The sequence below is a fragment of the Ferrimonas balearica genome, assembly GCF_019802055.1.
Lineage (GTDB): Bacteria > Pseudomonadota > Gammaproteobacteria > Enterobacterales > Shewanellaceae > Ferrimonas > Ferrimonas balearica_A.
On the sequence record NZ_JAHVHW010000004.1, the window covers coordinates 194,604 to 212,886 of the forward strand.

The window sequence follows — 18,283 nt, forward strand, 5'->3', positions numbered from 1 at the left end:
CATCCCTTTCGTGGCAACACGGAAGGGATGTTTTTTTGTCTCTTCGTAGCGTGTCTTCGTAGCGTGGGCTTATAGCCCACGGACCGCGCCATATCCAAAGCACCATAACCGTGGGCTCAAAACCCACGCTACCAATTCGAGACACCACTTATCGAAGGTTAGGGTAACGCGCATGCGGCGGGCAGAACTGGGGCTTATTGCTTATCCAATAACGGCGCGAGATGGTATTCCCAGGTTTGGTACTGCAACTGTCGCAGCGCACTGGCCGTGGGCTCCGGGTAGGTGCCCATCACTTCGGCGATCCCATCGGTGCTCAGATAGAGATACAGCACCCGCTCTTGCAGCGTCTGCGCTGGTGCGGTCGCCCCGAACCGGCGCAGTTCGCCGCAGAGAAATGCCACAATCCACTGCTGATGGTAACGCTCCAGCTCAGCGAACTCCGGCAGGGTTTCCCACAGTGTGCTGAGAGAAGCGTAGTGGGTGCCATGCTCGGGAATGGTGTTGACCTCGTGATTAAGACGCAGGAAAAACGCCCGCCAATCCAGCGCCTGATACGCCTCCTCCTGAAAGCGTTGACACACCGCCCGGACATGCTCCAGCCAGCGGTCCGCAATGGCATAGAGAATCGCTTCTTTGTTGGGGAAGAACTGGTAAAGCGAGGTGATGTCCACATTGGCGTGTTTGGCGATCGCATTGGTGTTCACCGCGGCAAACCCACGCTCAATTACCAGCGCCGAGGTCGAGGCGAAGATGGTTTCGATCAACTTGCGGGTACGCAGTTGCTTGGGCTGTTTACGCATCATCAGGTGTGGGGGGATAGGCGGCTTATTCACAAATCATCCTTAAACAGTGAACGCCAAGCGATTGTATCACCCATTGCCCTATCCGCTGCGTGCAAACCAGTTGTTAAGTTTAATCGCCACCCGCTCCGACCCCCTAAAAATAAACCCTGATAAAACCGCCACCCTTCCACTTTTTTTACAGCAATAACTGGAATCCTGTTGCTTAATGCTAAACACCCGATTAGGTTAAACATTCACCAGTGGAACCAATCGGAGGGATCCAATGCGACACCACAACTGGCCTCTCGGCCTGGCGGTAACCACAGCACTGCTGATTCAGGGATGTGGCGGTGACACCGCTTATCAGCACACGCCTGCGGACACTGTCTATACCAACGGTTACATCTACACGGTGGATGAGGGACAACAAGTCGCCGCCGCCGTCGCCATTCTGAACGGCAGTTTTGTCTATGTCGGTGATGCTGACGGGGTTGAGGCGCACATCGGCACCACCACCGAAGTTATCAATCTCAACGGCAAGATGGCGATGCCGGGCCTGCACGATATCCATATCCACCCCCTCGGGATTGTGGCGCTGGATGCTTGTGACCTGGACAGCCAGGGGCTCTCATTGGATGAGCTGGTGACCTTCCTCAATCAGTGTTTCGATAAGTACCAGTACCCCAGCGGCAGCGATGTGGTGGTGTACCAATGGAATCCCTTCGTGGGCAGTGAGCCCAATGCCCGCTACCCCACCATTCGGGCCGCTCTGGATGCCGTATCCACTGACCACGCCATCTTTCTGATGGGCAGCGATGGCCACCACGGTGCCGCGAACTCAGTGGCGTTGGCCCGGGCCACATCCCCGGATGGAGAGGTTGTGGGCTTGTCTGCGGCAACCATCGCCGAGCACTTTTCCGACTACGCGATCAATATCGGCGTAGACCAGCTGGGCGAACCGGATGGCAACCTGACCGAAGGGGCCCGGGATCTGATCGACTTCCCCAGCCTGCTGGATTACGACCTGGAGCTGTACAAGCCGATCCTGCCGGAGGTGGCGGCCAAGCTGAACTATTACGGCATCACCTCGATTCAGGATGCGGCAGCAGGGCCAGGCAGTATCGAGATCCTCTCCTATATGGCTGAGCAGGATATGTTGACCTTCCGCGCCACGGCCGCCCTGCACTACCAGTCATTCGCCAAGGAGTACCCGGAGCAGGACGCCCTGTTTGCGGCCCTGGATAAAGCCCGAGCGGAGTTCGACCCCTACGACTACATCAAGGCGGACACCGTGAAGTTTTTCGCCGACGGCGTAATTGAGGGTAACCCCTTTACCTACCCACCGACGCTGCCCAACGCCGCCATGCTTGAGCGCTATGAGCAACCGATCATCCAGTTCGATGAGGAGGCGCTGACCGTTGAGTTGTTGGGGTATGTGGATCTGGATGGAGCCGTTTGTACCGAAGTGAGGGCGCAACCGGAGCAGTTCGATGAAGCCGCAGAAGTGGCCGCCTTTATCGATGAGCAGGGCCACCATCCCCAACAGTGCCAAATCAGCTTTGGTCTGCTGGAAACCCCGGAAGCGGTGTTGATGGACAGCGTGCCGAAATTGGCTGGCGCTGACTACACCATCCATATCCACGCCATTGGTGACCGTGCTGCCCGGGTGGCGATCAACGCGCTGGAAGCGGCGAAGAACGTGGCGGGTGCCGAAAGCCTGCCCCATCAGCTGGCTCACCTGCAGGTGGTGCATCCGGATGACCAGGTTCGCATCGGGGAACTGGGGATCTACACCGCCTTTACCTACGGCTGGATCTGGCCGGAGTACCTCTACGATCTCACCATCAACCCCTTTATCGACCAGCTCGACAGTCTGGAACCGGAAGACCTCTACAACCCGGCCAACTACCTGATGCAGAACGTCTACCCTACCCGAACCGTCTGGGCCAACGGCGCTAACCTGGCGGCAGGCAGCGACGCCCCCGTGGACACCCGCGAGCCACTGCCCTTCTACCATATGATTCAGGGCTATCTGCGGGCCAATGAGGAGGGCTTCGTGATGAACGAGTCTGAGCGTGTGGACTTTGCGGATATGGTGGCCGCCTACACCATCAACGGCGCCAGGGCGCTGCGTCAGAATGACATAACCGGCTCCATCGAGGTGGGTAAGCGGGCGGATATGATCATTCTGGACCGCAACATCATTGAGGTCGCGAACGGTGAAACTCCCTGGGAGGTAGCGGAAACCGAGGTACTTCGCACCCTGTTCGACGGCAACGTGGTGTATGACGCCCTGAGTCAGTAACCGCCACCTGACGTCGGGACACAAAAAAGCCCCAAGCAATCGCTTGGGGCTTTCTGTTATCTCGTTGCCTTCAGGCCAGCGAGGGGATTATTCCCACTCGATGGTCGCCGGCGGCTTACCGGAGATGTCGTACACCACGCGGGAGATGCCGTTGACTTCGTTGATGATGCGGTTGGATACGCGACCCAGGAAGTCGTAAGGCAGGTGGGCCCAGTGGGCGGTCATAAAGTCGATGGTTTCCACGGCACGCAGGGAGACAACCCAGTCGTACTTACGGCCATCGCCCATTACGCCAACGGAGCGTACCGGCAGGAACACGGTGAACGCCTGGGAAACCTTGTTGTACAGGTCAGCCTTGTGCAGCTCTTCGATGAAGATGGCGTCGGCACGGCGCAGCAGGTCGCAGTACTCTTTCTTCACTTCACCCAGTACACGTACGCCCAGACCCGGACCCGGGAAGGGGTGGCGGTACAGCATGTTGTAGGGCAGACCCAGTTCCAGACCGATCTTGCGCACTTCGTCTTTGAACAGCTCGGTCAGCGGCTCAACCAGACCCAGCTCCATATCTTCCGGCAGACCGCCCACGTTGTGGTGGGACTTGATCACGTGTGCCTTGCCGGTGGCCGCGCCAGCGGATTCGATCACATCCGGGTAGATGGTGCCCTGGGCCAGCCATTTCACGTCCTGGATCTTGCCGGCTTCCTCATCGAACACTTCGATGAAGGTGTGGCCGATCATCTTACGCTTGGCTTCCGGGTCTTCGATGCCTTCCAGGGCGGACAGGAAGCGCTGCTCAGCGTCAACGCGAACGATGTTGAGACCGAAGTGGTCGCCAAACATCTCCATCACCTGATCGCCTTCGTTCAGACGCAGCAGGCCGTTGTCCACGAACACACAGGTCAGCTGGCTGCCGATGGCGCGGTGCAGCAGCATCGCTACCACGGAGGAGTCTACGCCGCCGGACAGACCCAGAATCACCTTGTCGCCACCCACTTTCTCTTTGATGCGGGCGATGGCGTCTTCGATGATCGCTTCGGAGGTCCACTTAGCTTCACAGCCACAGATGTTCAGTACGAAGTGCTCCAGCATGCGCTTGCCCTGCTTGGAGTGGGTCACTTCCGGGTGGAACTGAACGCCGTAGAAGTTACGGGTTTCGTCGGCCATGGCGGCAAACGGGCAGGTTTCGGTTTCGGCCACTTTGCTGAAGCCTTCCGGGATGGCAACCACTTTGTCACCGTGGCTCATCCAAACGTCCAGCAGCGCTTTGCCGTCTTCGGCAAGGGCGTCTTCGATGTTTTCAAACATCTTGGTGGGCTCGATCACCTTCACCTGGGCGTAGCCAAACTCACGCAGGTCGGAGCCAGCCACTTTACCACCCAGCTGCTCGGCCATGGTCTGCATGCCGTAGCACACGCCCAGTACCGGTACGCCAGCGTCGAACACGTACTGAGGGGCGCGGGGGGAGCCCGGCTCAGTTACGGATTCCGGGCCGCCGGAGAGGATGATGCCGGTCGGGTTGAAGTTGCGGATCTGCTCTTCGGTAACGTCCCAGCCCCACAGCTCACAGTACACGCCGATTTCACGGATGCGGCGGGCAATTAGCTGGGTGTACTGAGAACCGAAGTCCAGGATCAGGATACGGTGGTCATGGATGTTGCTCATGAGATGTTCTTTCTCTTTCTAATGATGTTGAAAAGTGGGCCGGTAACCCGGCCCACTTTCTGAATGCGATTATCCCAGACGATAGTTGGGCGCTTCTTTGGTGATCGTCACATCGTGAACGTGACTCTCTTTGATACCGGCGCCGGAGATGCGAACGAACTCCGCTTTGGTGCGCAGCTCTTCGATGGTGGCGCAGCCGGTCAGACCCATACAGGAGCGCAGGCCGCCCATCTGCTGGTGGATGATCTCTTTGAGTTTGCCTTTGTAGGGGATGCGACCTTCAATTCCTTCCGGCACCATCTTGTCCGCCGCGTTGTCGGACTGGAAGTAACGGTCGGAGGAACCTTTGGTCATGGCGCCCAGAGAGCCCATACCACGGTAGGATTTGAAGGCACGGCCCTGGTACAGCTCAATCTCACCCGGGGCTTCTTCGGTACCGGCGAACAGGCCGCCAGCCATCACAACGGAAGCGCCAGCGGCGATCGCTTTGGCGATGTCGCCGGAGAAGCGGATACCACCATCGGCAATTACCGGGATGCCGTGCTGGTTACATACGGCGGCGGCTTCGGCAACGGCGGTGATCTGCGGAACACCTACGCCGGTCACGATGCGGGTGGTACAGATGGAGCCCGGGCCGATGCCCACTTTCACTGCATCCACACCGGCTTCAATCAGAGCCAGAGCGCCTGCGGCAGTGGCCACGTTGCCACCGACAATCTGAACGTCCGGGAACGCCTGACGGGTTTCGCGGATGCGCTGCAGAACGCCTTCGGAGTGGCCGTGGGAGGAGTCGATAAGGATAACGTCAACGCCCGCTTCCACCAGGGCAGCAACGCGCTCTTCGTTACCGGCACCGGCGCCAACAGCGGCACCACAGCGCAGACGACCCAGTTCGTCCTTACAGGCGTGGGGTTTGCGCTCGGCTTTCTGGAAATCTTTTACGGTGATCATGCCCTTCAGGGTGAACTGGTCGTCCACCACCAGCACCTTCTCAATGCGGTGCTTGTGCATCAGGGCCTGAGCGTCGGTGAGGGGGGCACCTTCGCGAACGGTAACCAGACGCTCTTTCGGAGTCATCACTTCGGCTACGGTCAGGTCCGGGTCGGTCACGAAGCGAACGTCACGACCGGTGATGATGCCGATCAGTTCGTTGTTTTCGGCCACCACCGGGTAACCGGCAAAACCGTTTACTTCCGCCATCTCACGCAGGGTACGCATGTTCACGTCGGGGGTAACGGTGATCGGGTCCTGCACGATACCGGCTTCGTACTTCTTCACTTTGCGCACTTCAGCAGCTTGCTGCTCGATGCTCATGTTCTTGTGAATAAAGCCGATGCCACCTTCCTGAGCCATGGCGATCGCCAGACGGGCTTCAGTCACGGTATCCATTGCTGCGGACAGCAGAGGCAGATTGAGGCTGATGGTTTTGGTCAGCTGAGTGCCGAGATTGGCAGTATTGGGCAGAACTGTAGAGTGGGCGGGAACCAGGAGGACGTCGTCGAACGTCAGAGCTTCTTGTTTGATGCGGAGCATATGCAACATTCCACCGAATTTATGATTTGGAGAGGTAAAATATTGCGGTCGCATTATAGCGACTTGCCCTTGCCCCGACAAACGAAAGTTGATACCAATTGTCGATCATCTTCACGAACCACAGCGAAAACGCCTTTTGTCCTCCTCCAACGCCGTTTATACCGTCTCCGCCCTTAACCGTCAGATTAAAGCCCTGCTGGAGCAGCAATGGGGCCGGGTTTGGCTCTCTGGAGAGATCTCCAACCTGGCGATGCCCGCCTCCGGTCACTGGTACTTCACCCTTAAAGATGACCGCAGTCAGCTGCGCTGCGCCATGTTCAAAAGCCGCACCGCCCGGGTGGGATTCCGACCGGAACACGGCATGCAGGTGCTGGTGCGCGCCAACCTGACCATGTATGAGCCGCGCGGGGATCTGCAGTTGGTGGTGGAGTCGATGCAGCCGGCGGGAGATGGCCTGCTGCAGCAGCGTTTCGAGGCGCTGAAGATGCAACTGGCCAGCGAGGGCCTGTTCGCCATGGAGGCGAAGCAGCCCCTGCCCCACCCCATTAAGCGGCTGGGGGTGATCACCAGCCCCAGCGGCGCGGCGATTCAGGATGTGCTGTCGGTACTGAAGCGGCGCGACCCGATGCTGGAGGTGATCGTCTACCCCACTCAGGTTCAGGGCGCGGAGGCCACGGCGCAGATCTGTCAGGCGATTCAGACCGTCAACGCCCGCAACGAGGTGGACGCTATTCTGCTGACCCGGGGCGGCGGCAGTCTGGAGGATCTCTGGTGTTTTAACGAGGAGGCGGTGGCGCGGGCCATCTACCACTCGATGCTGCCCATCGTCAGCGCCGTCGGCCATGAGGTGGACACCACCATCGCCGACTACGTGGCGGATCTGCGCGCCCCCACGCCCTCTGCCGCAGCGGAGCTGCTGAGTCAGGATGCGGGGCTGAGGCTGGACCGGCTGGGTCGGGACCGTCAGCGGCTGGCCCAGGCCATGGTGGGGCAGCTGCGCCATCAACGGCAGCGTCTTGCCCTGCTGGCCACCCGCCTGAACGCCAACCATCCCAGCCGCAAGCTGGAGCAGCACGCCCAGCGTCTGGATGAGCTGAGCCTAAGACTGGACCGGGCGATGGCCAGCCAGTTGGGGGCACGCGCACAGAAGGTGGAGCGGCTGGAAGCGCGGCTTAATCGGTTCCACCCCACCCCACGACTGGCCGGGCTGGCCCAGCAGCTGACCGGGCTGGACCACCGCCTGAATCGCGCCATGTCGCAACACTTGCACCAGAGCCAATTGACCCTGGCTGGCCAGGTGGCGGCGCTGGAAGCGGTCAGCCCGTTGGCGGTGTTGTCCCGGGGCTACAGCATCCTGCAGGATGAGCAGGGGCAGACCATCAAGTCCACCGAACAGGTTGAGGTGGGGCAACGCCTTACCGCCCGGCTGCATCAGGGCAGTCTGGGGCTGCAGATTACCGACACCGAGTAACGCTGCATACGGGAATAAAAAAAGGGGCCACAGCGGCCCCTTTTCGATGTAATCCGGTCTGGTCTAGTCCGGCCGGATGTTCTGATTGAGGTGCAGCAGGTTATCCGGGTCATACTGCTGCTTGACCGCTTTGAGCCGGGCAAAGTTGCCCATATACGCGTCCTCGACCCGACCGCCCTCCTCTTCGGTCATAAAGTTCACATACGCCCCTGCCGAGGCGTAACTTGCGGTGGCCCTGAACAGTGCCCGAGCCCATTCGATGCATCGCTCGTCGTCAGCGGCATCCTGCCAGCGGGCGTGAACATTCATCACGAAGCGGGCGTCTCGCGCCCCCCAGGCGGTGGCGTCCGGAGCGATGCGGTTTGCCGCGCCAGCAATCACCGCAAAGAACACTTCGCACTCCGGCCCGGGCAACCCTTCGCCATAATCCAGCGCCACCTCCACCAGCTCCTCGGTCATCTCGGTGAAGTTGTGGGTCTTCCAGTAGTTGCGGGCTCCCGGCGTCAGCAGGGGATCAAACGCCTGCTGCCAGTCGACATAGGGCATCGGCCCCAGATGCGCGCCAACCGGCTCGCCAAAGCTTTGCAGCGTCTGCGCCAGAGCATCGCCCTCGGCAATATCGCCGCTGTGGCACACGGCCATCACCACCACTTTGGTGCCGTGGACGGAGGGGTCCAGGAAGGGCAAGGGCGGCGCATGGCGGATCACCACCCAGGTGTTGAAAGTCTCGGGTGTGGTCAATATCCAGCTGCGGTAACGATTGAGTACCTGGCTGGCCTGCTCAAACGGGAACACCACCAAACCGGCAAACACCTCGGGGCCTACCGGGTAGGCGCTGAAATCGAAACGACTGACCACACCAAAGTTGCCTCCACCACCCCGCAGCGCCCAGAACAGTTCGTTGTTCTCATTGACACTGGCGGTGCACAGGTCGCCGTCCACTCCCACCACCCGGGCCGCGGTCAGGGCGTCCACCGTCATGCCAAAACGCCGGGTCAGCCAGCCAAAGCCGCCTCCCAGTGTCAGCCCGGCAATGCCGGTGGTTGAGTTGATCCCAAGCGGGACCGCCAGACCGTGCGCCTGACTGGCGGCATCGATGTCGCCAAGGGTGGCACCGGGTTCGGCATGAACAATCCGGTTTTCCCTGTCCACCGTCACCTTGGTCATCAGGGACAGATCAATCAGGATGCCGCCGTTGCAACTGGCGTTGCCCGCGATGTTATGCCCGGCACCGCGCAGGGCGATCTCCAGATCATGGGTTCGGGCAAAGGCCAGAGCGGCCTGGATATCCTCTTCGTTCTGACAGCGGGCGATCAGCGCCGGGCGTTTGTCCGCCATGGCGTTCCACAGCTGGCGCACGGTGTCATATTCAGGATGGTCGGGAGTGATAAGCGGACCACTGAAGTGGTCACTGAGGGTGGTCAGGTCGAGCCCCTGGTTCGAATGCATGGTACACCTCTCTCCGCGCGAAAGAAGAACCGGTTCCAAGGGGAAAAGCTTAGTCGAGATAGCGGCGGACGTTGGCCAATGAAGGCCCTGAGATCCGCCCTGTTTAATTCAGTGCCATAGGCTGTTCGGTGGAGCAGCTGCGGTTGCGCCCGTCCACCTTGGCCTGATACAGCGCCTTATCCGCCCTCAGGTACATATCGGTCAGCCGGTCCTGGGGGCCACGCCAGGCAGTCGCACCCACGGACACTTCCACCGAGATCATCTCGTTGTCGTACGCTTCCTGCCAGCCAATCGCCCGGCACAGGCATTTCGCCAGCTCATCAACGCACTGGTTGGGACGCAGCGGCATCAGCAGGGCAAACTCTTCGCCGCCAATTCGAGCCACCAGCGCTTCATCCTCCACCAGCCCCACCAGACGTTGGCCGAACTTGGTCAGCACCCGGTCACCAAAGGGGTGGCCGAAGCGGTCGTTGATCCCTTTAAAGTGGTCAATGTCCATCAGGATCAGCGCCAGCCCATTGCCCTGCTCCACCGCACGGGCCAGATAGGGCTCGGAGTATTCAAAGAAGTGACGGCGGTTGGATAGGCCCGTCAGCGGATCGGTCAACGCCAGCGCTTTCAGCTTCTCAATCTGGCGCACTTCGTTGGAGACGTTGCTGACGATGGTGCACACGGCGGGCTCATCATCCCAAATCAACACAAAGTCCACCAGGTGAGCATGCAGGGAGCGACCATTTAAGGTGAAGTGCTCCACCACCTGGGTTTTGCCCAGCGTGCCCTTATCCAGCAATCGCTCGTAGTTGCGCTGGGCTTCCGGCCAATGATCCTCGCCGATGATGCGGCGCAGGCTTGGCAGCTCCAGCACCTCTTCCACCGACTTAAAGTCAAACAGACGGGCAAAGGCGGGATTGGCAAACAGGGGCTTAAAGCGGCGGTGCACCATAAAGGCGCAGGGGTTGCGGTCCACCAACTGCTGATAGAGATGACCCTGTTCACACAGAGGGCTCATCAGCGTCAGCCAGGCGTCGTGAGCAGGGAGGCGAGAACTGGCCAGGTTGAGATGCAGCATACCGTGCGCAGAGCGGTAGCTGGTGCGTCCTTCGGCCTGAACCTTACGCAGTTGGTCCAACACCCCGTTCTCCATCAGCAGGGGCTCTGCCAGCGCGTTCATGGCGAGAATGCCAACGCCGTCGTGTACCACGGCCGCTTCCGGCATCAAATTGAGCCACTCCAGGGTGGAAAACTGCAGATCCTTCATGCCGGTGCCGGACATCTTCTTCACTAACCTGTCGATATTGTAGGGATTTTTCTCTACAAAGGCGGAAACTATCTTCGACTTTTACCTGAACAGTCACCACCGTTAACAGGCCGCACACAATTTTCGAAAAAAGGGGAGACCGGGATCCAAAATTGGAATCGGGGACAGAAAAAAGGAGCCCTGGGGCTCCTCTTTGTTTGCAACACCGTTACTTACGGCGGTTTTTCAGGTGACCCAGCACGCGTTTGCGCTGGCGCTGCTCACTGGCGGTCAGCTTTTTACGCTTGCCGTCGAAGGGGTTCTCACCCTCCTGGAACAGCACCTTGATCGGGGTACCGACGATCTTGAGCGAGCGGCGGTAGTAGTTCATCAGGTAGCGCTTGTAGGAGTCCGGCAGGTCCTTCACCTGGTTGCCGTGCACCACGATGATCGGCGGGTTGTATCCGCCGGCGTGGGCGTACTTCAGCTTCACGCGGCGGCCACGCACCATCGGCGGCTGGTGGTCGTCCTGCGCCATATGCATGATCTTGGTCAGCATGGAGGTGGAGGTACGACGGGTGGCGCTGTCGTAGGCTTCCTGTACGGATTCGAACAGGTGGCCCACACCGGTGCCGTGCAGTGCAGAGATAAAGTGCAGCTTGGCAAAGTCGATAAAGCCCAGACGACGATCCAGCTCGCGCTTGATCTCATCCTTCACGCCCATATCCAGACCGTCCCACTTGTTCACCGCCACTACCAGCGCACGGCCAGCATTGAGGGCGAAGCCCAGCAGGGAGAGGTCCTGATCGGACAGGCCTTCACGAGCGTCCACCACCAGCAGCACCACGTTGGCGTCTTCAATCGCCTGCAGGGTCTTGATGACGGAGAACTTCTCCACCGCTTCATACACGGACTTACGACGACGCACACCGGCGGTGTCGATCAGCACGTATTCACGGCCATCGCGCTCCATCGGGATGTAGATGGAATCACGGGTGGTGCCGGGCATGTCGTACACCACAACCCGCTCCTCGCCGAGGACGCGGTTGGTCAGGGTGGATTTGCCCACGTTGGGTTTGCCGATGATCGCCAGCTTGATGGGCAGCGCGCGCAGGCGTTCCGCCTGAGATTCCGCTTCCTCTTCGGTCATCAGTTCCGGGTCTTCAACGTCCCAGGCGTCCTCATCCAGTTCATCCAGCTCACCGGCTTCCTCTTTGAGGGCTTCCGCCATCGGGGCCAGTGCGTAGTGGATCAGGGAGGACACACCGCGGTTCTGAGCGGCGGCAATCTGATGGATCTCGCTGTAACCCAGGGCGTAGAACTCGCCAACCGCCGCATCGGCGTCGATGCCGTCGGTCTTGTTCGCCACCAGCAGCGTGCGCTTTTCACGGCTGCGCAGGTGCTTGGAGATCGCTTCGTCAGCGGCAGTCAGGCCTGCGCGGGCGTCCACCAGGAACAGCACCACATCCGCTTCCTCAATGGCGCGCAGGGACTGCTCGGCCATCTTGGTCTCAATCCCTTCCTCGGTGCCGTCGATGCCACCGGTGTCGACCACGATAAAGTCATGGCCCGCCAGATTGGCCTGGCCATACTTGCGATCCCGGGTCAGGCCGGGAAAGTCAGCCACCAGGGCATCGCGGGTGCCGGTTAACCGGTTAAACAGGGTCGACTTGCCCACATTGGGACGTCCAACCAGGGCCACCACAGGGATCATCGCGTGCAAACCTCTCGAATAAAATAAAAACGCCCCCGGGATATCGGGGGCGGCATAGTGTACAGCCAGATCAGGGAATTGTCACCGCAGCTATGCGTCCCGCCCGTGTCTGGATGTAGAGTGTATCTCCATCCCGCACCGCTTGCGTATACAAGCCGCTGCTGTCCACCTGGACTCGGCCCAGCAATGCGCCGGTTTCGCGACTGAGGATATGGAGGTAACCCTCGAAGTCGCCAACCACCAGATAGTCACCCAGCACCTGAGGCGCGGTGACCATGCGGCCGGTCAATTCGCTGTTTGCCCACTTCTCCAGACCGTTACGACGGTCGATGGCAAACACGGAGCCACGAGCATCAGTCAGGTAGATGTCGAAGCCGCGAATCGCCAGCGGGGAGTAGCTGGAGTACTGACGGGCCCACAGAATGCGACCGCTGCGCAGTTCAATCGCCGCCAGGTTGCCGTTGTAAGCCACGCCGTAAACGGTATCGCCCAGCACAACAGGCGCAGCATCTACATCCACGACGCGTTCCAGTTCGTTGGCGCCGGTAGCTTCACCCAGTCGGGCTTCCCACACCGGGGCACCGTTGTCGGCAATGATTGCAGTGATCTTACCATCCGGGGTGCCCACCAGAGCCGCGCCCTGAGCCTGGCCAATACCGGAAGAGCCACGCAGCACCAGTGACGGCATGGTCAGATCCATCTGCCACTTGAATTCGCCACTGTCGACATCAAACGCCTGTACCTTGCCGGCACCGGTGTTAACGATGACGTTGGTGCCAACCACTTCCGGGTCAGACAGCACTTCACCACGGGTATTCGCCTGCCACACCACCTCGCCGTTTTCGGCGTCGAGGGCAAACAGTACCGCGTTTTCGCTGCCAACAAAGACCTTGTTAAAGCCAACGCTCAACCCACCAGAGAGGCGGGCGCCTTTGTTTTTCTGGAGCGCACCCTGAGCAAACTCCCGACGCAGGTTGGATTCCCACACCTTTTCGCCGGTGGCTTGGTCAAACGCGCTGACCAGGCCAAAACGCTCGGAAACGAACACCTTGTCATACGCCACAACGGGGGAGAGCGAGGACCAGAAGTCCTCAATGCCTTTACCTACCCGGGCGGTCCACTGCACAGAGGTCTCGATCGGATTCGCAATCTCCGGCAGCGGCGCAATCACTTCGGCTTCGTCGTCACTGGAGGCACAGCCTCCCAGCATCAAAGCCCCACCGATCAGGCCTGCCAGCCATCCTTTTCTTGCCAGCAACATCGGCACGACTCCTTAGGCCAGATCGTCCAGTTTCATCTGCAGAGCAGGGCTGGTCTGCGCGCCACCGGCGTCCATCGCAGACTGGTACGCCGCGCGGGCCGCTTCCAGTTCGCCTTTGGCAACCAGGATGTCACCCTTGAGCTCATCACGCTGAGCGGCAAACGCGCTGTTGGTGATCTTCTCCAGAGTGGCCTGGGCGGCATCCAGCTTGTCCTGAGCCATCTGCACGCGGGCCAGACGCAGGGTCGCCAGCGGGGCAGTTGCGCTGTCCAGGGACGGCAGCACATCGGTCAGCAGGGTTTCGGCTTTGGCCAGATCACCCGCTTCAACCGCAGCGCGGGCAAGCAGAAGCTGGCTCAATGCGGAGTAACCGGAATCACCGTGTTCCGCTTTAAACTGGGCAACCGCGGTATCGAGGAGATCGCGGGATTGTCCGGCTTGCTCCACCACCTGACTGTAGGCAGCAGAGGCCGCTTCGCGCTGACCCTGTTGGTAATCCTGATAGGTGTTCCAACCAAACAGTCCCCCCAGACCCAGCACTGCACCACCGATGATGGAGGTGCCGTACTCTTTCCAGAATCGCTTGATCGCTTCTACTTGTTGTTCTTCAGTGCTGTAAATATCCACGGGGTTCCCCTTAATTCTGCACCAGAGCCTTCAGTTCCATGGCCAGTGCGTCCCGGGACAGTTGACGCTGTTCGCCTCCGCGCAGAGGCTTCACGGTCACCAGTCCCTGTTTCAGTTCATCCTCACCCAAGATCAGAGCCAGCTCGGCTCCACTCTTGTCGGCGCGCTTCATCTGTTTCTTGAAGTTTCCGCCACCACAATGGGTCATCACCTTAAGGCCAGAAACTGTCTGGCGCAACTCCTGAGCCAGTTGCAGGGCCGCAGCTTGCGCTCCGTCACCCATGGCACAGAGGTAGACGTCCACACTGCGCGGCAGGGCATCAAATTTGCCCAGGGTATCCAGCAGCAGTACCAAACGCTCCATACCCATGGCAAAGCCCACCGCCGGGGTGTCTTTACCGCCCAGCTGACCCACCAGGTTGTCGTAACGGCCACCGGCCAATACGGTGCCCTGAGAGCCCAGGCTGTCGGTCACCCACTCAAATACGGTGCGGTTGTAGTAATCCAGGCCGCGAACCAGTCGGGTGTTAACGGTAAATTCGATGCCTGCGGCGTTCAGGAGTTCACACAGAGTGTGGAAATGTTGCTTGGACTCCTCGCCCAGGTAATCCATCAGCACCGGCGCACCGGTCAGCAGCGCCTGAACCTGCTCATCTTTGGAGTCGAGCACGCGCAGCGGATTGGTGTAGAGGCGACGCTGGCTGTCTTCGTCCAGCTTCTCTTTGTGCTGCTCCAGGAACACCACCAGCGCATCACGGTAAGCCGCACGCTCATCGGCGTTGCCCAGGGTGTTGAGCTCCAGGCGAACGTGATCGCTCACGCCCAGACGCTCCCACAGTGCTGCAGAGAGCATCAGCACTTCGGCATCAATGTCAGCAGTCGCCAGACCATACACTTCCACACCGAACTGGTGAAACTGACGGTAGCGGCCTTTTTGCGGGCGCTCGTGGCGGAACATCGGGCCCATGTACCACAGGCGCTGTTCCTGGTTGTACAGCAGACCATGCTCGTTACCGGCACGGACGGTGGACGCGGTGCCTTCCGGACGCAGGGTCAGGGAATCGCCGTTGCGATCCTCAAAGGTGTACATCTCTTTTTCGACGATGTCGGTCACTTCGCCGATGGCGCGCTTGAACAGGCCGGTCATCTCAACGATGGGAGTGCGGATCTCCTGATAACCAAAGCTGGCTACCAGCTCACGCAGGGAGCGCTCCACCTGTTGCCACTTCTGGCTGTCCGCCGGCAGGCAGTCGTTCATGCCGCGGATCGCTTGGATCTGTTTTGCCACGATTTACCCGTAATGATTTGGAGGTTGAATTCGCAAGAACCCGCCATTATAGAAAGCGCCCGCCCATTGGAAAAGGGGCGGGCAGCGGGAGTGGGATCAGACGTCTTCTTCTTTGACGTCGATGCGCTGGGTCTTTTCGGCAACCCGGGCCCGGATCTTCGCTTCCAGCAGCTCAACCAGGTTGTCGTTATCCAGACGCTCTTTCTGGCGCTCACCGCCAACGTAGTAGCCACTCTTGCGGTTGGAGCCCGCCAGGCCGAGGTCGGAGACCAGCGCCTCACCGGGGCCGTTGACCACGCAACCGATGATGGACACGTCCAGCGGAGTGGTGATGTCTTCCAGACGCTGCTCAAGCGCGTTCACGGTACCAATCACATCGAACTCCTGACGAGAGCAGGAGGGGCAGGCGATAAAGTTGATGCCGCGAGCCCGAATGCGCAGGCTCTTAAGAATATCGAAGCCCACCTTCACCTCTTCCACCGGATCGGCGGCCAGAGAGATACGCAGGGTGTCACCGATCCCTTCGGACAGCAGCATCCCCAGACCGATGGCGGACTTCACCGCTCCAGCACGGGCGCCGCCCGCTTCGGTGATGCCCAGGTGCAGCGGCTGAACAATCTCTTTGGCCAGCTGACGATAGGACTCTACCGCCAGGAACACATCAGAGGCTTTCACGCTGACCTTGAACTGGTCGAAGTTGAGGCGATCGAGGATGTCCACATGACGCATGGCGGATTCCACCAATGCGGCCGGAGTCGGCTCGCCGTATTTCTCCTGGATATCACGCTCCAGAGAGCCGGCGTTCACACCGATGCGGATCGGGATGTTCTTGTCGCGGGCACAGTCGACCACAGCGCGGATGCGATCCTCGCGGCCGATGTTACCCGGATTGATGCGCAGACAGTCCACACCGTACTCCGCCACTTTCAGGGCGATGCGGTAATCAAAGTGGATGTCGGCCACCAGCGGAATGTCCACCTGCTGCTTGATCAGCTTGAACGCTTCGGCAGCGTCCATGGTCGGCACAGACACCCGTACGATGTCGGCGCCCGCCTTCTGGATCGCGTTGATCTGGGCAACAGTGGCATCCACATCCGTGGTGCGGGTGTTGGTCATCGATTGGACGGAGATGGGGGCATCACCGCCAACCGGCACATTGCCCACCCAAATCTGGGTGGACTTGCGACGAATAATGGGGCTTTCGTGTTGCATATCGGAGTTACTGCGGCAGAGTCAGGCGAGCCACCCGACCGGCACGGTAAGAGGAGAGGTCAACGGACTCGCCGTTGTACACCAGGGATACGGCTTCCGGAGCACCCAGACGCAGACTGAAGGGGGCTTCGCCCTGCAGCTCGGTGTTAAAGCCCTCGAGCTTCAGGCCCTCCAGCAGCACCTCGCCATTGGCGTCCTGCACCAACATCCAGCACTCAGCGCGCAGATTGATGCTCAGAGTGCTGAGGGCGGCTTCGGATTCAGAGGCGGCGGGCACGGAAACGGACTCCTGAACCGGAGCGCTCTGCTCCGCTTCGGTCGGCGCTTGCTCGGTCTCCTGCTGAACCGGCAGTTCGGGCTCCGGCGCGACCGCACCCATCTCAATTTCACCAGCGGATTCGCTGTCCGGGTACTCAGGTTCAGACACCTGCTCCGACTCAACGGGTTCCATCGCTTCGGGCTCAACCTCAGTGGCAGGCGCGGAGGTTTCAGCGGCAGGCGCCTCGACCTTGGGCGCACTGGACTGCGGAGCCAGTTGACGGCTGTCGGCGTTGGACAACCACCACCAGACCACCATACCCACGATGCCCGCGGCGATGATCCAGGTGGCCATCATCCAGCGATTGTCCGCTTTCTCCCGGTTGGTGCGGCGGGAGAAACTTTGCATATTCGGCGTGGGCTCCACCTGGTGAAGCGCATCCAGCGCCCGATTGAGGCGACCTTCGTCCAGGCCAACAAGGCGAGCGTAGTTGCGGACATAGCCGCGAATGTAGGTGACCGAAGTGCCGGGTTCGAAGCTGTCCTGCTCCATCCCCTGCACCACGGAGTGACGCAGGTTCAGGCGCTGTGCCACCTGCTGCGTCGTCAAACCCGCACGCTCCCGTGCAGCCTTCAGAAGTGGGCCGGGAGTTTCAATGGGGGTTTCGTGGTTCAATTCGTCACTCATCAGTAAAACTTCGTTCGGTAAGTTTTCGCCTGCTCAGATGCGGGGTATTTGGCCAACAATAGCACCCCATAGCGGCGAGCCGCATCAGTATCCTCGGCTTCGAGCGCCAATTCCACCCCTAATAGCAGACTCTGGGGTGATTCGTTACCACTGTCATGGTAACGACCGAGGTACTTCCGGGCCTTGGCGGGCTGTTCAGAGCCGAAGGCCAGCTCGGCCACTTCCAATAAAGAAGCGGCACGACGGGGGTCATAGTTAAGCGCCTGTTCGAAGTAGGTTAGCGCCTTGTCGTTCCAACCCGCTTCGCGGGCACAAATACCCAGGTTCTCATAGGTCTGAGCCTGGCGAATATAGTCGGGATTGTTGATGGCACGCCGCATCCAGGTGTCGGCATCCTTGTATCGCCCCTGGCGACAGAGGAATACCCCATAGTTGTTGGCGGCGTCGGCGTTGTTTCGGTTGGCGCTCAGGGCGCGACGATAGGCTCGTTCCGCCTGCTCTGTGTCGGAGACGGTTTCAAAGTAATACGCGAGGGCAAGGTGAGCATCATCCAGATCGGGCGCTTGTTTGATCGCACGATCCAGATTGTATTTGGCCTGCTCCATGTCGCCCCGGCGCAGGTAAGTCAGGCCCAGGGCAATCCGCTCCCGGGCCGCAGCAACGGCATCGTAAGTGGGTTCAACAACCGGCTGCTCAGTACCGCTGTATGTGGTTTTTTGTACGCATCCGGTGAGGCAAATCCCGGCCATCACCATCAGCCATTTGCGGTTCATTTTGAGCCTGGCCCTTTACCAAA

At 60.0% G+C, this 18,283-nt stretch carries 14 protein-coding genes; 2 read left to right on the forward strand and 12 right to left on the reverse strand.

Annotation, left to right across the window (positions count from 1 at the left end; translation table 11 throughout):
• Positions 1 to 194 precede the first annotated feature (194 nt).
• Positions 195 to 833 (reverse strand): TetR/AcrR family transcriptional regulator, encoded by a 639-nt coding sequence (locus KUV52_RS01800; RefSeq protein WP_222524224.1) that lies wholly within the window; start codon positions 831 to 833, stop codon positions 195 to 197.
• 232 nt (positions 834 to 1,065) lie between these two features.
• On the opposite strand from KUV52_RS01800, the gene KUV52_RS01805 reads away from it, so the two are divergent.
• Entirely contained in the window at positions 1,066 to 3,087 is a 2,022-nt protein-coding gene (locus KUV52_RS01805; protein ID WP_222524225.1) for an amidohydrolase, read from the forward strand.
• Positions 3,088 to 3,174: 87 nt separating this feature from the next.
• On the opposite strand, the gene guaA is transcribed toward KUV52_RS01805, so the two are convergent.
• Both guaA and guaB read right to left on the reverse strand, forming a co-directional pair.
• A complete protein-coding gene (gene guaA, locus KUV52_RS01810; RefSeq protein ID WP_222524226.1) occupies positions 3,175 to 4,749 on the reverse strand; it encodes a glutamine-hydrolyzing GMP synthase in 1,575 nt (524 codons plus the stop codon).
• Between the two features lie 69 nt (positions 4,750 to 4,818).
• A complete protein-coding gene (guaB, locus tag KUV52_RS01815) occupies positions 4,819 to 6,282 on the reverse strand; it encodes an IMP dehydrogenase (protein ID WP_222524227.1) in 1,464 nt (487 codons plus the stop codon).
• A gap of 136 nt (positions 6,283 to 6,418) precedes the next feature.
• Here guaB and xseA point away from each other — a divergent pair, with 136 nt between their 5' ends.
• The gene (gene xseA / locus KUV52_RS01820; protein ID WP_222524228.1) at positions 6,419 to 7,753 is read left to right on the forward strand and encodes an exodeoxyribonuclease VII large subunit; all 1,335 of its coding nucleotides are present in this window, start codon (positions 6,419 to 6,421) and stop codon (positions 7,751 to 7,753) included.
• Between the two features lie 63 nt (positions 7,754 to 7,816).
• Here the strand turns inward: xseA and KUV52_RS01825 are convergent, their stop codons facing one another.
• From KUV52_RS01825 to pilW, 9 genes are all read right to left on the reverse strand, one after another.
• The gene (locus tag KUV52_RS01825; RefSeq protein WP_222524229.1) at positions 7,817 to 9,202 is read right to left on the reverse strand and encodes an FAD-binding oxidoreductase; all 1,386 of its coding nucleotides are present in this window, start codon (positions 9,200 to 9,202) and stop codon (positions 7,817 to 7,819) included.
• A gap of 103 nt (positions 9,203 to 9,305) precedes the next feature.
• Positions 9,306 to 10,475 (reverse strand): sensor domain-containing diguanylate cyclase, encoded by a 1,170-nt coding sequence (locus KUV52_RS01830; RefSeq protein WP_261389854.1) that lies wholly within the window; start codon positions 10,473 to 10,475, stop codon positions 9,306 to 9,308.
• 193 nt (positions 10,476 to 10,668) lie between these two features.
• A complete protein-coding gene (der, locus tag KUV52_RS01835; protein ID WP_222524231.1) occupies positions 10,669 to 12,153 on the reverse strand; it encodes a ribosome biogenesis GTPase Der in 1,485 nt (494 codons plus the stop codon).
• Between the two features lie 70 nt (positions 12,154 to 12,223).
• The gene (gene bamB, locus KUV52_RS01840; RefSeq protein ID WP_222524232.1) at positions 12,224 to 13,414 is read right to left on the reverse strand and encodes an outer membrane protein assembly factor BamB; all 1,191 of its coding nucleotides are present in this window, start codon (positions 13,412 to 13,414) and stop codon (positions 12,224 to 12,226) included.
• 12 nt (positions 13,415 to 13,426) lie between these two features.
• Positions 13,427 to 14,041, reverse strand: a complete 615-nt coding sequence (locus KUV52_RS01845; RefSeq protein WP_222524233.1) for a YfgM family protein — start codon at positions 14,039 to 14,041, stop codon at positions 13,427 to 13,429.
• A gap of 10 nt (positions 14,042 to 14,051) precedes the next feature.
• A complete protein-coding gene (gene hisS, locus KUV52_RS01850; RefSeq protein WP_222524234.1) occupies positions 14,052 to 15,329 on the reverse strand; it encodes a histidine--tRNA ligase in 1,278 nt (425 codons plus the stop codon).
• Positions 15,330 to 15,425: 96 nt separating this feature from the next.
• Positions 15,426 to 16,541, reverse strand: coding sequence for a flavodoxin-dependent (E)-4-hydroxy-3-methylbut-2-enyl-diphosphate synthase (ispG, locus tag KUV52_RS01855; RefSeq protein ID WP_222524235.1), 1,116 nt, complete (start codon positions 16,539 to 16,541; stop codon positions 15,426 to 15,428).
• A 7-nt stretch (positions 16,542 to 16,548) separates the two neighbouring features.
• Positions 16,549 to 17,487, reverse strand: coding sequence for a RodZ domain-containing protein (locus KUV52_RS01860; protein WP_222524236.1), 939 nt, complete (start codon positions 17,485 to 17,487; stop codon positions 16,549 to 16,551).
• Positions 17,487 to 18,260 carry a type IV pilus biogenesis/stability protein PilW gene (pilW, locus tag KUV52_RS01865; protein WP_222524237.1) on the reverse strand — a complete coding sequence of 258 codons (774 nt, stop codon included), beginning with the start codon at positions 18,258 to 18,260 and terminating at the stop codon, positions 17,487 to 17,489. Before pilW ends, KUV52_RS01860 begins: the two co-directional genes overlap by 1 nt.
• Between the last annotated feature and the right edge of the window lie 23 nt (positions 18,261 to 18,283).

Excerpts from the sequence above, each read along its gene's own strand:
- KUV52_RS01805 (WP_222524225.1), top strand. The coding sequence starts at position 1,066 with ATGCGACACCACAACTGGCCTCTCGGCCTGGCGGTAACCACAGCACTG.
- guaA (WP_222524226.1), bottom strand. The coding sequence starts at position 4,749 with ATGAGCAACATCCATGACCACCGTATCCTGATCCTGGACTTCGGTTCT.
- guaB (WP_222524227.1), bottom strand. The coding sequence starts at position 6,282 with ATGCTCCGCATCAAACAAGAAGCTCTGACGTTCGACGACGTCCTCCTG.
- KUV52_RS01825 (WP_222524229.1), bottom strand. The coding sequence starts at position 9,202 with ATGCATTCGAACCAGGGGCTCGACCTGACCACCCTCAGTGACCACTTC.
- KUV52_RS01830 (WP_261389854.1), bottom strand. The coding sequence starts at position 10,475 with ATGTCCGGCACCGGCATGAAGGATCTGCAGTTTTCCACCCTGGAGTGG.
- der (WP_222524231.1), bottom strand. The coding sequence starts at position 12,153 with ATGATCCCTGTGGTGGCCCTGGTTGGACGTCCCAATGTGGGCAAGTCG.
- bamB (WP_222524232.1), bottom strand. The coding sequence starts at position 13,414 with ATGTTGCTGGCAAGAAAAGGATGGCTGGCAGGCCTGATCGGTGGGGCT.
- ispG (WP_222524235.1), bottom strand. The coding sequence starts at position 16,541 with ATGCAACACGAAAGCCCCATTATTCGTCGCAAGTCCACCCAGATTTGG.
- KUV52_RS01860 (WP_222524236.1), bottom strand. The coding sequence starts at position 17,487 with ATGAGTGACGAATTGAACCACGAAACCCCCATTGAAACTCCCGGCCCA.
- pilW (WP_222524237.1), bottom strand. The coding sequence starts at position 18,260 with ATGAACCGCAAATGGCTGATGGTGATGGCCGGGATTTGCCTCACCGGA.